A 15,485-nucleotide genomic window follows, 5' to 3' on the forward strand; every position below is an offset into this window, starting at 1 on the left:
TTCAGGATCGCTAGACCATGGCACAAGAACCAATCTCGAACGTCGCCATCAGCAGCAGGCCCTCGCCCCATCGTTTCGAAGCGATCGACAGCCTGCGCGGTTTCGCGGCGCTGTCGGTGGCGCTGCATCACCTGCAAGTGGGCAGCCACATCTATTTCTGGCACTATGTGCGCAATTCATTCCTGTTCGTGGAATTCTTTTTCGTCTTGAGCGGCTTTGTCATCGCCTGCGCCTATCAGGATAAGATCCATAACCAGCAAGACTTCAAGATTTTCGCGATCAAGCGCATTGCCCGGGTCTGGCCACTCCATCTCGTCATGCTGGCCGCGTTCCTCTGCGCGGAAACCACGCTCTATATTCTCTCGCACAAGATCGCGCTGCCCCTGGCCCGCCCGCCGTTCAGCGAAAATCGCACACTGTCGGGCGTTCCAGCCAACTTCTTCCTGCTCAACGGCTTCCTGCCGATTCCCGGATCGGAATGGAACGGGCCGAGCTGGAGCATCAGCGTCGAGCTGGTCAGCTATGTCCTGTTCGCGCTGATCCTGCTCCTGGCCAAGCGGCACGTGCGGCTGTGCCAGTTTGCTGCCATCGCGCTTGGGCTTGCCTGGCTGATCCATGCCGATGGCGAACCGGGCTTCTATGCGTTTCTACCGCGCTGCATCTATTCGTTCTTCATCGGCGTGGCGCTGTGGAACTATCGTGGCACGTTCTCGGGCATTCCGGCCACGCCGTTCCAGATCGTCGCCATCGCGGCGGCCTTTGCCATGCTCACTTTCGGCGCGGGCTATGGCCTGTTCATGGTGGGGCCGATCGTGTTCCTGTTCGTGATCGCGGCTGTATCGTTCGAAGATGGCGCGGTTGCCAAGCTCCTCAAAAAGCCGTTCTGCCTGTTCCTCGGCCGCACCTCCTATTCGATCTACATGGTGCATTTCTTCATCGCCTTCGTCGTTGCCAACGTGCTGAAAGTCGTGGCCAAGCTGCTGCACTCGCCGGCCGTGGTGCCCGGCACCGAGCTGGCCACGATCAAGCAATCGCCGTTCATCATGGACGGCGTAACGGTGCTCTACCTCGTCGTCATCGTAACCGTGGCACGCTATGCCTATCGCTTGGTCGAACGCCCAGGGATGGAACTTGGCGCGCGCCTCGCCAGCCGCGTGCGCCGCCCTTCCCGCGAGGTTGTCGTGGTCTAACCTCGCGCCACCAACTTGCCCGCCAGCACCACCTTGCGGGTGGGCGCCTGCGGATTGTCCAGCCGGTCGAGTAGCATGGTGGTGGCAGTGCGGCCGATTTCCTCCACTGGCTGCTCGATCACGCTGATCCCGCCCGCGCCACTGGCGCCCTGGCCCACGAAATCCATCCAGTCGTTGTTGTCAAACCCGGCCAGCGCCATGTCGTTGGGCACCGACAGGCCCTGCGCGCGCAAGGTGCGCAGCACGTTGAGCAGCATGACCCCGTTGCTCGCCACCACGGCATCGGGGCGCTGCGGGCCAGACAGCAGGCCGGCTAGGGCGCGCTCGGCCTCGCCGGCGCTGTGGGGCACGGCGATCGCCTGCGTCTCCAGCCCAAGCGCCTTGGCCGCGCGCTCGAACCCGGCGCGGCGTTCCAGGCCGGTCGTGCTCATCGCGCCGAACAGGCCGGCGATGCGGCGATGGCCCTGGGCGTGGAGATGCTCCACCAGCACGGCAGCCATGCGTTCGTTGTCGAGCAGCACGCAATCGAGATCGGCGCCGGGAATGGCGCGGTCGATCAGGACCACCGGGCGCTCTCCCCCCGGCCATTCGGTGCGCGCCACGCGCTGGCGCGAAGGCGCCAGGATCACGCCGGCGGCGCGTTCCTGGTGCATGAGGTCAAGGTACATCGCCTCTTTCGCGGGGTCTTCATCGGTGTTGCACAAGATCACCTGCATGCCGCGCGCCGCCGCCACGGTTTCCACGCTGCGCGATACGGCGGTGAAAAACGGGTTGCGGATATCAGCGACGATCAGCCCGATCACGTTGGAATGCCGCGAACGCAACCGCCGCGCCGCCAGGTTGGGACGATAGCCGGTGCTCTTCACCGCATCGAGCACGCGCGCCTGCATGGCGGCATCCACCGCCTTGCCCGCCAGCACCCGCGAAACCGTGGCCGCCGAAACGCCGGCCACCCGCGCCACATCCTTGATCCCCACTGCCATCAGAAAACGTTCTCTCCAAACCCCCGGCCTTGCAGCCTGTTTTCGTGGCAAGCATGGCCCCAATCCGCCCATTTACGCAAGCCTCTTGACAAAATTCACGAGAAAACGTTTTCTCAATGCACAGCGGCGGCCCAAGCTCGCCGACCAATGGCCCCAGGAGAGATGCGCGAAATGCAGCCCAACCCCGCGATTTTGCCCGAAGATGCGCCACATGGTGCAGCCGCTGGCGATGCCGTTCTGGTGCGCATCGCCGCCACGGCCAACGGCAAGGAAGACACGATTCGCCAGGCCGGGCAGATGCTGGTGGCAGCCGGATGCGTGGCGCCGGGCTATGAAGACAGCATGGTCCGCCGCGAGGACGTGGCCAACACCTTCCTGGGCGCCGGCGTGGCGATCCCGCATGGCCTGGGCGAAGACAAGGGCCTGGTGCGGCGCGACGGCATCGCCGTGCTGCAACTGCGCGACGGGGTGGAATGGAACCCCGGGCAGACCGCGCAGCTGGTGGTGGGCATTGCCGCCAGTTCCGACAGCCACATCGCCATCCTGCGCCGGCTGACCCGCCTGATCCAGGACGAGGCACGCCTGGCCGCGCTGGTCGCCAGCGATGATCCCCATGCCATTGCCCGCGCCCTGGGCGAAGATGGCGCCGCCCCGACATCCGCAGCGCCAGTGGCCGATCTGGCCCACAGCGCGCAGTGGACGGTGGACTATCCCGCAGGCCTCCACGCCCGCCCCGCTTCTGCCTGGATGGATGCGGCACGCGCCGCGCCCGCCGCGCTGCGCGTCCGCCACGGCAATGACAGCGCCGATCCCAAAAGCCTGGTGTCCCTGCTGCAACTGGGCCTCAAGCAGGGTGACACGATCACCGTGTCGGCCGATGGCCCGCAGGGCCGCGCCGCGGTGGACCAGTTCCTGGCCGTGGCCCGCCGCCTGACCGCGCGGGAAAAGGAAGACGCTGCCCGTGCCGCCGCCAAGGTCGCCGCCGCTGCTGCCCAGAATGGCGGCAAGGGCTGGCAGCCGGAAACACCGCTGGCCATGCTGGCGGGCGTGGCAGCCAGCCCGGGCCTGGCGATCGGCCGCGTCCATGTAGTTGCCGCAGCCGAACTCACGGTGCCGGACGAGCCAGTGGATCTGGGCCGGGGCGGCGCCATGCTGGACGAGGCACTGCGCCGCACCCGCGCGCAGATGACCGCGCTGATCGATGATACCACGCGCCGCCTGGGCGCGGGCGATGCGGCGATCTTCAAGGCGCAGGCCGACCTGCTCGATGATACCGACCTGATCACGCTGACCTGCCAGCTCATGGTCGAGGGCCATGGCGTGGCGTGGTCGTGGCACCAGGCTGTCAGCCGCATTGCCGGGCAGCTTTCCGCGCTGGGCAATCCGGTGCTCGCCGCCCGCGCGGCAGACCTGCACGATGTGGGCCGCCGCGTGCTGGCCGCGATCGATCCGGCACTTGCCACAGGCTCGCTCGAAACCCTGCCCGACGGCCCGGATGCGGCGCCTTGCGTGCTGCTAGCGGGCGATCTTTCGCCGTCCGACACCGCCACGCTCGATCCCGCAAAGGTAGCGGGCATCGCCACGGCGCTGGGCGGCCCCACCTCGCACAGCGCGATTCTGGCGCGCACCCTGGGCCTGCCTTCGGTGGTGGCGCTGGGCAATGACCTGCTGGCGCTGGGCGCCGGGGCCACGGTGATCGTCGATGGCGATGCCGGCCGCGTCTGGCTCGATCCCACGCCGGCAGACATCGCCAGCGCGCAAGGGTGGATCGATCGCATCGCCGCCCGCCGCCGCGCGCAAGAGGCCGAACGCAGCCGCCCGGCGATCACCACCGATGGGCACCAGGTGGCCATCGCCGCCAACGTCAACCGCCCGGATTCGGTGGCCTTTGCCCTGGCCGAAGGCGCCGAAGGCGTCGGCCTGATGCGCACCGAATTCCTGTTTCTGGAACGCGGCGACACGCCGAGCGAGGACGAACAGGAAGCGATCTATCGCGCCATGATCACCGCGCTGGGTGATGGGCCGGACGGCCACCGCCCGCTGATCGTGCGCGCGCTCGATATCGGCGGAGACAAGCAGGTCCCGCATCTGGATCTGCCGACCGAGGAAAACCCGTTCCTGGGCGTGCGCGGTGCGCGGTTGCTGCTGCGCCGGCCCGACCTGCTCGATCCGCAGCTGCGCGCGCTTTATCGCGCCGCCAAGCAGGGCGGCGATCTGTCGATCATGTTCCCGATGATTACTTCTACCTGGGAATTGCAGCGGCTGCGCGCCCGCTGCGAAGAGATCCGCGCCGAGCTGGATGCGCCCGCCGTGCCGATCGGCATCATGATCGAAGTGCCGGCCGCCGCCGTACAAGCCGCAGCGCTGGCCGAACATGCCGATTTCTTTTCGGTCGGCACCAATGACCTGACGCAATATACCCTGGCGATCGACCGCCAGAACCCCGACCTTGCCGCCGAGGCCGACAGCCTGCACCCGGCGGTGCTGCGCCTGATCGCCCTGACGGTGGAAGGCGCCGCCACCCACGGCCGCTGGGTGGGGGTGTGCGGTGGCCTCGCCGGCGATCCGTTCGGCGCCGCGCTGCTCACCGGCCTGGGGGTGAGCGAACTGTCGATGACCCCGCGTGACATTCCCGCCGTCAAGGCGCGGCTGCGCGGCGCCAGCCTGGCCGATCTGCAAGACCTGGCGCGCCGCGCCCTGGCCCAACCCGGCGCCGCGCAAGTGCGCGCGCTCGATGGAGGAGCGGCCTGATGCGCGTTCATACCCTCACGCTCAATCCCGCGATCGACGAGACGATCACGCTCGATCGCCTGGTGCCCGGCCAGGTCCACCGCGCCCGTGGCGTGCGCCAGAACGCCGGGGGCAAGGGCATCAACGTGGCCAGCTGCCTGGCCGATTGGCGCACCCCGGTTTCCGCCCATGGCCTGCTCGGCCGCGACAATGCCGCCCCGTTCGAGGCGCTGTTTGCCGCCAAGCCGATCACCGATGCGATGGTGCGGGTGGATGGCGCCACGCGCGTCAACCTCAAGCTGGTCGATGCCGACGATACCACCGACATCAACCTTGATGGCCTGGCGGTGACCGATGAAACCCTTGCCACCGTGCTCGACGGGCTGACGGCCATGGCCGCACCGGGAGACATGGTGGTTCTGGCGGGCAGTCTCCCCCCCGGCTGCCCGCCAGCCTGCTATGCCACGCTGGTGGCGCGGCTGCGCGCACAGGGCGTGCACGTGCTGCTCGATGCCAGTGGTGATCCGCTGGCGCGCGCGCTGGCCGCGCCGGTGCTGCCACACGTGATCAAGCCGAACCGCGATGAACTGGCCGCCTGGGCCGGAGAGGCGCTGCCCGATTGCACTGCCGTGCTCGCTGCGGCGCGGGCGCTGCATGCGCGCGGGGTGGAACAGGTGGTGGTGTCGATGGGCAGCCAGGGCGCGCTGTTCGTGACCGGCGATGGCGCGGTCCATGCCCAGCTTGCCCTGCCCCCGCTCGGCCCGCTGGGCGTGGCCAGCACGGTGGGTGCGGGCGATGCCATGGTGGCAGGCCTCGCCGCCGCGCATGTCGCCGGGCTGGGCCTGGCGGAAACCGCGCGGCTCGCCACCGCCTTTGCCGTGGCCAAGCTCGGCATGGCCGGGCCGAACCTGCCGGAAAAGGCCAGCGTCATGGCGCTGGCGCAAGACGTGATCATCGGCCCGCGTCCGTAACGCGCGGCTGCAACAGAAATGACCTTGGGATTGGGTTTGACCATGAAACATCATGTGCTGATCGCCGCGCCGGGGCGCGATGTGGAAGCGGTGCTCGCCGCCGAGGCGCTGCGTAAGGCCGCGCGCGAGGCCGGGCTCGACGTCGAGGTGCAGCTTGCCCTCGACGATGCCGCGCCGCTGGCCGATCCGTCCGCGCGGGTGGTCCCGGTCGATGCCGTGCTGGCCGATCCCGCCGCTGTGCTGGCTGGCCTGGCCGCCGCTCCGGCCGCTGAAGCCACCCCAACGCGCATCGTCGCCATCACCTCGTGCCCCACGGGCATTGCCCACACCTTCATGGCGGCCGAAGGGCTGCAACAGGGCGCTGCTGAACTGGGCCATGCCATCCGCGTGGAAACGCAAGGCTCGGTAGGCGCCGGCACCCCGCTCACCGCGCAGGAAATTGCCGAGGCCGACGTGGTGATCATCGCCGCTGACCGCGAAGTCGATCGCGCCCGCTTTGCCGGCAAGCGCGTGTTTGCCAGCAATACCAAGCCGGCCATCACCGGCGGCGCCGCGCTGATCACCCGCGCCCTGGCCGAAGCAAGCGTGCAGGCAGGCGGTGAAGAAACCGCGGCGCCGGCCAAAGCCGAGCGCACCGGCCCCTACAAGCACCTGATGACCGGGGTATCGTTCATGCTGCCGTTCGTGGTGGCGGGCGGCCTGCTGATCGCGCTGGCCTTTGCCCTGGGCGGCATTCACGCCAACGACGATGCCGCCGCCGGCACCCTGGCGCACACCCTGTTCGAGATCGGCGCCAAGGGCGGCTTTGCCCTGATCGTGCCGGCACTCGCGGGCTATATCGCCTATTCCATTGCCGATCGGCCGGGCATTGCCCCGGGCATGATCGGCGGCATGATCGCGGCCAGCCAGGGCGCGGGCTTTCTCGGCGGAATCGTCGCGGGCTTCATCGCCGGCTATGGCATGGACGCGCTGAACCGTGCGATCCGCCTGCCGCGTAACCTCGCTGGGCTCAAACCCATGCTGATCCTGCCGCTGCTTGGCACGCTGCTGACCGGACTGCTGATGGTCTATGCCGTGGGCACGCCGGTGGCCGCCGTGCTCTCGTTCCTGACGGAATGGCTGCGCGGGATGCAGGGATCGAGCGCCATTGCGCTGGGCCTGATCCTGGGCGCGATGATGGCGTTCGACATGGGCGGCCCGGTCAACAAGGCGAGCTATGCCTTTTCCGTCGGCCTCATCGCCAGCCAGGTCTATACCCCGATGGCTGCAACGATGGCCGCCGGGATGACCCCGCCGCTCGGCATCGCGCTCGCCACGGTCCTGTTCCGCAACCGCTTTTCGGCAGAGGAACGCGATGGCGCCGGGGCCACGGCCGTGCTCGGCCTGGCGTTCATCACCGAAGGGGCGATCCCGTTTGCCGCGCGCGATCCCCTGCGCATGATCCCGGCTTTCGTTGCCGGATCGGCCCTGGCCGGCGCCATTTCGATGGCGATGGGCGTGGAACTGCGCGTGCCGCATGGCGGCGTGTTCGTGCTGCCGATCCCCGGCGCGGTGACCCATCTGGCCGCCTATGCCGTGGCGATTGCCGCCGGCACGCTCACCACCGCGCTGCTTGCCGGGCTGCTGCGCCGCCCGCTTGCCCAAGAAACCACGGCGCTGCCCGCCACCGCCTGAACCCTTTCACATGCGGCCAGCCCCCGGCCGCAAGGAGCAAAACCCATGTTCGCCCTGCCCCATGGTGCCTGCCGCGCAGGCGCCCTCGCCCTCGTGCTGCCTGCTCTCCTCGCCTCTGCCGCCCCGGCGCTGGCCGATGATGCCGCTCCCCCGCCCCCGCCAACGCTTCCAGCGACGCTTCCGGCAACCGGGCAGACGCCCGCCGCGCGCCAGCCGCTGCAACCGCTGGCCGACAAAGGCGTCACCCTGCAATGGAGCTATACCGGCGAAGCCGCCGGCAACGTGACCGGCGGCCTGGCGCGCAAGAGCGCCTATACCGGCCAGGTCTATGTGGGTGCCGATCTCGACATGGATCGCATCGCCGGGATCAGTGGCGCCACGATCCACGTGGCCGTGACCAACCGCCACGGCAAGAGCCTGTCGGGCATTGCGCTGGGCAACAATACCTCGGTCCAGGAAGTGTGGGGCACGCAGAACACCCACCTGGCGATCCTGACCTGGGAGCAGAAGCTGCTCAACGATCGCCTGGTGATCGAGGCCGGGCGCAGCCAGGCCAACATCCACTTCCTCAATTCGCCGCTCTATTGCCTGTTCCAGACCAATTCGACCTGCGGCAACCCCACCTTCGTGTTCAAGAACAGCAACTTCACCTATTTCCCGGCGTCAAGCTGGATGGCCCAGGCCAAGCTGTGGGTGGCGCCGCGCTGGTTCGCCCATGCCGGCGTCTATGAAGTGAACCCCGATCGCAAGCGCTGGAACGATGATGGCTTCAACTTCTCCTCGGCCAACCGCACGGGGGTGATCGTGCCGTGGGAACTGGGCTATGCCGATGACAAGGGTGAGACCCGCCTGCCCGGCCACTATATCCTGGGCGGCTGGTTCGACCGCGCCGACTATGCCGATCCGCTGCGCGACGATGCCGGCGGTATTGCCATTCTCACCGGCCGCCCGGCCCGCACGCTGCACGGGCGCAACGGGATCTATGCCCGCTTTGACCAGCAATTGACCCGCCCCGATCCGCAAAGCCGGCGCGGGCTGTCGATCTTTGGCGTGGCGATGACCAACCTGTCGGGCCAGGTGGAGGAAAGCCGCTATCTCGATTTCGGGATCGTCCAGACCGGCACGTTCAAGGGGCGCGATACCGATACGCTGGGCTTTGTCATCAACGACCAGCGCTTTTCCGACCTGGCGATGCAGCGCATGCGCGCCGCGCGCCTGGCCGCCGGCGGCGAAGACAACGTGCATCGCCACGAGGTGATGATGGAACTGGCCTATGGCGCCGATCTGGTTCCGGGCCTGCGCATTTCGCCCAATGTGCAATATGTCCTGCACCCCGATAACACCGGAGCGCCGTTCAACCCCACCAACACCCGCGATGCGCTGGTGTTCGGTTTCAAGTTCACGCTCGACGGCCCGACCTTCTTCGGGCGCTGACGTGCAGTGGCGGGGGATCAGTTCCCCGCCACGCCCAGCACCGCCAGGGCCAGCGTTTCCACCCCGGCGCGGATCGTCGGTTCGGGCTGCGGGGCAAAGAATGGCGAATGGTTGACCGGCACCGGCTTGCCCTCGGCCTTGAGCCGCGCGAGCATCGCCGGATCGCTGCCGCCCACGCCAAAGAACACCGACTTGGCCACCCCGGCGTTGACGTATTCGGAATAGTCCTCGCTCGCGGTGCCGCCGGGCATCATCGCCGGCACCAGCGCCACCTGGGCATCGCCCAGCGCGGTCTTGAGGATACCGGCCAATTGCCCGGCAAGCGCGGGATCGTTGACCACCGATGCCGTTGCCTCGGTATGGTCAACCCCCGGTTCGGGCGCGCGGGCCATGCTCGCCACGGCGCGCGCGGTGATGCCCACCCCATCGAGCAGCAGCTTGCGCACATCGGGATCGTAGGATCGCAGCGTCAGCTTGAGCACGGCGGTATCGGGGATAATATTGGGCACGAAACCGGCGTTGAACGCGCCCACCGTGATCACGCCGAACTTCTGCGGGTCTTTCTGCCGGCTGATCACGGTCTGCACATCATCGACAAAGTGCGCGCCCATCACGATCGGATCGATGCTCTTGTCAGGCATCGAGCCGTGCGCGCCCTGGCCATGAAACGTGACGACGACCGAGTCCGAGGCAGAGCTGACCGCGCCCTGCTTGACGGTCACATGCCCGGCCACATCCGGGCCGACATGGGCGGCAAAGGCATAGTCCGGCTTGGGAAAGCGGGTGAACAGGCCATCGGCCAGCATGGCCTTGGCGCCGCCGGCCTTTTCCTCGGCCGGCTGGCCGATGAACACCAGCGTACCGTGCCACTTGTCTTTCAGCGCCAGCAGCGTCTGCGCCGTGCCCACCCACCAGGCCATATGGCTGTCATGGCCGCAGGCGTGATCGGTGGGGGTCAGCTTGCCATCGATGGTCTGCTGGGCGTGGCTGGCATAGGGCAGCCCGGTCTTTTCCTCCAGCGGCAGGGCGTCCAGCTCGGTCCTGACCAAAACCACCGGGCCATCACCATTGCGATAGACCGCCACGATCCCGGTCTGGCCGACATGCTCGGTCACGGTAAAGCCCAGTTGCCGCATCCGCGCCGCCAGCAGTGCGGCGGTGCGGGTTTCCTGAAAGCCGACTTCGGGATGCTGGTGAAGGTCTTTGTACAGCGCATCGAGCGAGGGATAGATCTTGGCGAGCTGCGCATCGATCGCGGCGCGCGCCGCCACGGGATCGAGCGGCGCGGCCTGGGCCACCTGCGGCACGGCAGCAAGCGTCAGGGCAAGGCCCGTGGCCCGCGCCAGCCGGCGGCGGAGTGTGTGCGTAAAAGCCATGACAGTTCCTTTGCTTACAGGCTGAACCGGGCGTTGAGGCCCCAGGTGCGCGGCTGGATCGAATAGGTCAGGTTGGTATAGCCATAACCGCTGGTGACCGCGATGGCACCCATCGTGTCGGTCAGGTTGTTGCAGAACAGATAGACGCCCATCTCGCGGTTCTCCACGCCCACGCGCAGGTTCGCCGTGGCATAGTTGCCATAGGCGGTGTGATAGGGATCGTTGGGGCGGAACGTGCCTTCCTGATGGCCGGTATAGGCGCCATCGGCACGGACCAGCGCATCGAACCGCGAATTGAGCGCCCAGGAATAGCTGGCCGATGCCGACGCGGTAAGATCGGGCGTATTGGGGATGGGATCCCCGGCCTTGCCTGTCGATGCGGTGATCAGCACGGCGGACGAGGATTGGTCCTGCGTCAGGTGGGCATCGGTATAGCCCAGCGCCGCACCCAGGGTCAGGCCGCGCACCGGCCGCGCCGTCAGGTCAAGCTCAACCCCGCGGATGCGTGCGTGGCCGGCATTGGTAAGAAAGGCATAGAGCCCATCGGCGGTGCGGGCCGAGGTCTGGATATTGCTCCACTCGATGTTGAACGCCGCCCCATTGAGCACCAGCTTGTCGCCCAGCCAGCTCGATTTCACCCCCACTTCATAGTTCCACAGGCTGTCGGGCTTGTACGACACCAGATTGGCGGCCAGGCCGGGGATGTTGTTGGCGCCACCCGGGCGGAACCCCTTGGATGCGCTGGCATAGACCATCACGCGCGGGGTGATGCGATAGCTGACGTTGAACTTTTCCAGCCAGCCGTTGGCGGTGGTCGTCGCCGCACTGAACGGCGCGGCCAGCGTGCCGGTGTAGAAGTTGGTGATATAGGATTGGCCGCTGGTGGTCTTGCTATAATCGTAATAGCGCAGGCCGCCGGTGATGGTCAGCCCGGCCAGCGGTTTGAGCGATACTTCGCCAAAACCGGCAATCTGGCGCGAGCGCGTTTCGACATAGCGATAGACCAGCGGGGTAATAGGCAGGGTGATGCTGCCATCGCTGGCGTTTTCACTGATCACGTTGCTGTCGATATGGTCTTTGCGGTTTTCGTAATAGACGCCCACCGTCCATTCCAACCAGGCCGGCATCTGCGCCGCGTTGGAGGAAAGCCGCGCCTCATAGTTTTGCGAATGGACCCACGCAGGCTGAAAGCCGGCAGCCGGCAACAGCGCAAGGCCCGCGGCCTGATAGGCGGCGAACTGGTCGCTGGTGCAGGTGGCGCCATTGGCGCGGGCGCACTGCGCGGGCGAGGTGGCATAGGCCCGCACCGACGGGGTGAAATCGATCGTGCGGATATAGTTGTAGTTGTAATAGCTGGCCGTGCCGGTCAGCGTGGCAAAGCCCAGGTCACGATCGCCCTTGAGGTTGTAGAGCTGCATTTCGGTGTGGAACGGCAACTGCGCGGGCGAATTGGTCTTGTAGCGGCCGACGCTGGGATACCAGCCCTGCTGATCGGGCGCGTCGCCCTTTTGATAGCTGAGCGTGGCGGTGATCGTCGTCAGCGCATCGGGCTTGAAGCCGATGATGCCGCGCCCGCCCCAGTTGGTGGAACGGTTGATGTTCTGCGTGCCATAGGTGACGTTGTCGATCCAGCCAGGCTTGCGCTCGCCATAGCCCACCACGCGCACCGCCAGCTTGTCGGTCACCACCGGCAGGTTGACCATGCCGCGCAGGAAATAGCCGGCCGAACCGCCCTCGGTTGTGGTCACCTGGGTTTCGCCGCCGGCTTCCACCTTGTCGTAATCGGGCTTGTGAAAGATCACGCGCAGCGTGCCGGCCATCGAACTGGCGCCATAGAGCGTGCCCTGCGGCCCGCGCAGCACTTCCACCCGCTCCACATCGAACAGGTTGAGATCGGCCGCCACGGCGCCGGAATCCTGCGTGGTGCCCGAAGGGCCGGTGACCGGGGTTTCATCGTAATAGAGGCCCACCGTCGCCTCGCCCGCCGCGTTGACGCCGCGGATCGAGATGCGGTTCGATCCGGCCACGCCGCTGGTGACGTTGAGGTTGGGGATCTGGCGGAAATAGTCATTGAGCTGGGTTGCCCCGGTCTTGGCCAGGCCGTCGCCCGAAAGCGCCACGATGCTGAGCGGGGTGGTCTGCACGGTTGACGCACGGCGCAGCGCGGTGACCACGATATCGCCGCCGGTGGTGCCATCGGCCTGCGGCGCGGGGGCGGCGGCGGCCGGCGTGTCTGCCGGCGCGGCGTCGGCGGCAAAGGCAGTGCCTGCCAACAAGACGTGCGCGGTGATCAGGCCGGAAACGGCCAGAATGGCTTTGCTCATGGTATGCTCCCTGTCGTTGTTCCAGGGTGTGCCGCGCAGTCCCGGCCCCCTTGCCTGGCTAGACGCAGGGCAGCGTCACCCCCTCACCCGACGGGGCAGATTTTTTTCTTGTCAGTGAATTTTCTGGCCCGTGAAAGTTGGTCAGCGCAATTCGCTGTGCAGCGTCAGCCCCACGGTGCGCGGCCGCTGATAGGTCACCATGTCGCTGCCGCCGGTCGTGCCGGCCCAAACGCGGCCGCGGCCATTGGCCAGGTTCTGCACGAACACGCCAAGGCGCCAGGGCCCGCGCGCGATCGCCAGATCGGCATCGATCGCGGCAAAGCCGCCCAGCGCCAGGCGATCGATCACCGTGCTGCCGCGAAACGCGCTCCACGCCCGGCCGGCATAGTGCAAGAACAGCCCGCCATCGCCGCGCCAGCCCCCATCGGCGCCCTGGCTTTGGCCCAGCGCCCATTCCCGGCGCAGTTCCACGCTCGCCGCCCAGGGCGCGACATAGGGCAGCGCCTCGCCCGCGCGGCCATCGGTGGTGGCCGCGCCCGAAACCTGGTCTTGCACCAGCCGCGCATCGGTCACGGTGCCCTGCAGCTTGGCCCGCCAGCCGCCGCGCAGCGCCACGCCGGCAGACAATTCCGCCCCGTTGATCCGCGCCGTGCCGATGTTGGTGATGAAGGCATAGCTGCCATCGGCCGAAACGGCGGCATATTGCATGTTGGACCAGCGCTGGTGAAAGCCGTTAAGATCAAGATGCCAGCTGCGCGCCGGGCCCGACAGGCGCGTGCCCACTTCCCAGCTTTCCAGGCGATCGTCGGCATAGCTGGCCAGGGCTTGCGGCAGGCCGGGCACCACATTGCTGCCGCCCGGGCGAAAGCCGTTGGATACCTGGCCATAGACCAGCACGCGCGACGATGGCCGCGCCTCTACCCGCGCGCGGCCGACCAGCCCATGCGCGCGGGTGGCCATCGCCAGCGACGATGGTGCAAACGGGCCCAGGAATGGATTGGGCAGGGTGACCACGCTTTGCGTAGTGCGCGCATAGTGGAAATAGCGCAGCCCGCCCGACAGCATCAGCCAGGGCAGCGCGCGCCAGCTGCCATCGCCAAACAGCGCATATTCATCGAGCTGGCTGGCAAAGCGGCGCAGCGAGGTTGGTTGCGTTCCGGGCCGCGCCAGCCCGGTAGCCGGGTTCACGCCCAGGCTGGCGCTTTGCCCGTCATCGCTGCGCCGGCTGGCAAAGAGGCCGGCGGTCCAGGTCATTCGGCCCTCGGCCGACAGGCGCACCTCGCCGCTGCTGACGTCGACTGCCAGGGGTTGATCCACCAGCGTCGGGCTGCTTGCCAGCAGCAGGCGATTGTATCCCGCCATCTGCGCGGCGCTGCAACTGCCACTGGCCAGACCGGCCAAGGCCGCGCACGCGGCGGCATCGTCGAGATGATTGAGCTGGCTTTGCGTGAAATCCCAGAAGCGGTGCGGCCGCCACCATGATCGCGCCGCCGTGGCGTCAAGGCTCACCCCGCCGCTGCCCAGCCGGCCATGCAGATCGAGCGAGGCCATGGCAAAGGTATCAAAAAACGGTACGATGACCTGCGCCGCGGTTTGATCCGGCGCGCCGCCGCCAATCGTGCTGTGGCTGTTGCCGATGCGGCTGCGCTGCCACACCCCCGCCAGGTCTGCCCGCCAATCGGGCGCGATCTGCCAGCGCAGCGCCAGCCGGCCGCCTTCGCGCAGTTGGTCATCGCTGTTGCGCCGGCCCAGGCGCGGCATGTCGATCACGCCGCCCTGGTATTCGCGCCAGCCCACTGCCCGCAGCGCGACGGTCCCGGCGGCCAGCGGCAGGTTGATCACGGCCGTGGTGCTTGCCCCCGCCGCGCCGTGCTGGGTAAGTGTGGCCGCGCTGTCGAGCGCCAGGCTGCGCTGGTCAAGCTGGGCGCCGCGAAACAGCACGCGCACCGTTCCCGCCAGCGAGCTGGTGCCATAGAGCGTGCCCTGCGGCCCGCGCAGCACCTCCACCCGTTCCACATCGGCCAGCACCAGATCGGGCGTCATCATTCCGGGATCGCTGGTCGATCCGCCAGGCCCGGCCACCGGCACGTTGCCAAAATAGAGCGCCACGGTCGCTTCACCGGCGGCATAGGCGCCCCGCATGCTCAGGCGGTTGAACCCGGTTCCGGCAGAGGTGACCGTCAGGCTGGGCGCCAGCCGCGCCAGGCCGGCCAACGTAGTGGCGTGATCATGGCCAAGGTCTTCCCCGCGCAGGGCAACCATGCTGATCGGCGTATCGGCCAGCAAGGTGGGGCGGCGCAGCGCGGTGACCATGATATCGCCCGCCGCCAGCACCGGTGGTGGCGGCGCCTCGGGCGCTGGCGCGCGCGGCGGCGGCGCGGGCAGGATCAGCAGGCTGCGCAGGCCGGATCGCCGCACCACCAGGCCGCTGCCCGCCACCAGGCGCCGCGCGATGGCCGCGACATCACCCACCAGCACCATGGCGGGCGCGCGGCGGCCGGCTACGGTCTGCGGCGCAAAGATGATCGTGGTGTGCGTGGCCAGGCCGAGTGTGCGCAGGCTATCAGCCAGAGGCGCGGCCGGCAGGCGCAACGGGGCCATGCCTGGCCGGCCCTGGGCATGGACCGGCCGCGCAACACCGAAAACCGCAGGCAGCACCAGCGCCGCCACGGCCAGCCTGGCCATGGCCCAAGGCACGCCAGCCCGCCCCCGCTGCAGCCAGGCCGGCCGGCACCCGATGGCGCCCGATTTTTCCCTCATTGTCCATCAGCTTGCCAAACGGCGCGCGGCTTGGCTAGCTTAC

General features: G+C 67.8%; 9 protein-coding genes. 5 read left to right on the top strand and 4 right to left on the bottom strand.

The genetic code is table 11. The features are described 5' to 3' along the window. Positions 1 to 17 precede the first annotated feature (17 nt). Complete coding sequence (locus tag FHW97_RS09035; protein WP_171798740.1) at positions 18 to 1,190, top strand: acyltransferase; 1,173 nt, start codon at positions 18 to 20, stop codon at positions 1,188 to 1,190. On the opposite strand, the gene FHW97_RS09040 is transcribed toward FHW97_RS09035, so the two are convergent. After that, a complete protein-coding gene (locus FHW97_RS09040; RefSeq protein WP_171798741.1) occupies positions 1,187 to 2,173 on the bottom strand; it encodes a LacI family DNA-binding transcriptional regulator in 987 nt (328 codons plus the stop codon). The two genes, FHW97_RS09035 and FHW97_RS09040, sit on opposite strands and share 4 nt — an antisense overlap. A 162-nt stretch (positions 2,174 to 2,335) precedes the next feature. On the opposite strand from FHW97_RS09040, the gene ptsP reads away from it, so the two are divergent. From ptsP to FHW97_RS09060, 4 genes are read left to right on the top strand one after another with little or no spacing between them, the layout of a single operon-like run. Next, on the top strand, positions 2,336 to 4,924 hold the full coding sequence (gene ptsP / locus FHW97_RS09045) for a phosphoenolpyruvate--protein phosphotransferase (RefSeq protein ID WP_370525365.1): 2,589 nt from the start codon (positions 2,336 to 2,338) through the stop codon (positions 4,922 to 4,924). Beyond that, positions 4,924 to 5,874 (top strand): 1-phosphofructokinase, encoded by a 951-nt coding sequence (gene pfkB / locus FHW97_RS09050; RefSeq protein WP_169048438.1) that lies wholly within the window; start codon positions 4,924 to 4,926, stop codon positions 5,872 to 5,874. The genes ptsP and pfkB overlap by 1 nt, the downstream gene beginning before the upstream one ends. A 42-nt stretch (positions 5,875 to 5,916) precedes the next feature. Next, on the top strand, positions 5,917 to 7,548 hold the full coding sequence (locus FHW97_RS09055; protein WP_169048437.1) for a PTS fructose transporter subunit IIC: 1,632 nt from the start codon (positions 5,917 to 5,919) through the stop codon (positions 7,546 to 7,548). A gap of 45 nt (positions 7,549 to 7,593) precedes the next feature. After that, positions 7,594 to 8,982, top strand: a complete 1,389-nt coding sequence (locus tag FHW97_RS09060) for a carbohydrate porin (protein WP_171798743.1) — start codon at positions 7,594 to 7,596, stop codon at positions 8,980 to 8,982. Positions 8,983 to 8,999: 17 nt separating this feature from the next. Here the strand turns inward: FHW97_RS09060 and FHW97_RS09065 are convergent, their stop codons facing one another. The 3 genes from FHW97_RS09065 to FHW97_RS09075 form a co-directional block, all read right to left on the bottom strand. Further along, positions 9,000 to 10,358: an amidohydrolase gene (locus FHW97_RS09065; RefSeq protein WP_171798744.1), complete on the bottom strand. Its 1,359-nt coding sequence runs from the start codon at positions 10,356 to 10,358 to the stop codon at positions 9,000 to 9,002. A 14-nt stretch (positions 10,359 to 10,372) separates the two neighbouring features. Next, entirely contained in the window at positions 10,373 to 12,682 is a 2,310-nt protein-coding gene (locus FHW97_RS09070) for a TonB-dependent receptor (protein ID WP_168352233.1), read from the bottom strand. A 141-nt stretch (positions 12,683 to 12,823) separates the two neighbouring features. Beyond that, positions 12,824 to 15,367 carry a TonB-dependent receptor gene (locus FHW97_RS09075; RefSeq protein ID WP_171798745.1) on the bottom strand — a complete coding sequence of 848 codons (2,544 nt, stop codon included), beginning with the start codon at positions 15,365 to 15,367 and terminating at the stop codon, positions 12,824 to 12,826. Positions 15,368 to 15,485: the final 118 nt, after the last annotated feature.

The sequence above is a fragment of the Novosphingobium sp. SG754 genome (genome assembly GCF_013149315.1).
In the GTDB taxonomy this organism is placed as follows: domain Bacteria; phylum Pseudomonadota; class Alphaproteobacteria; order Sphingomonadales; family Sphingomonadaceae; genus Novosphingobium; species Novosphingobium capsulatum.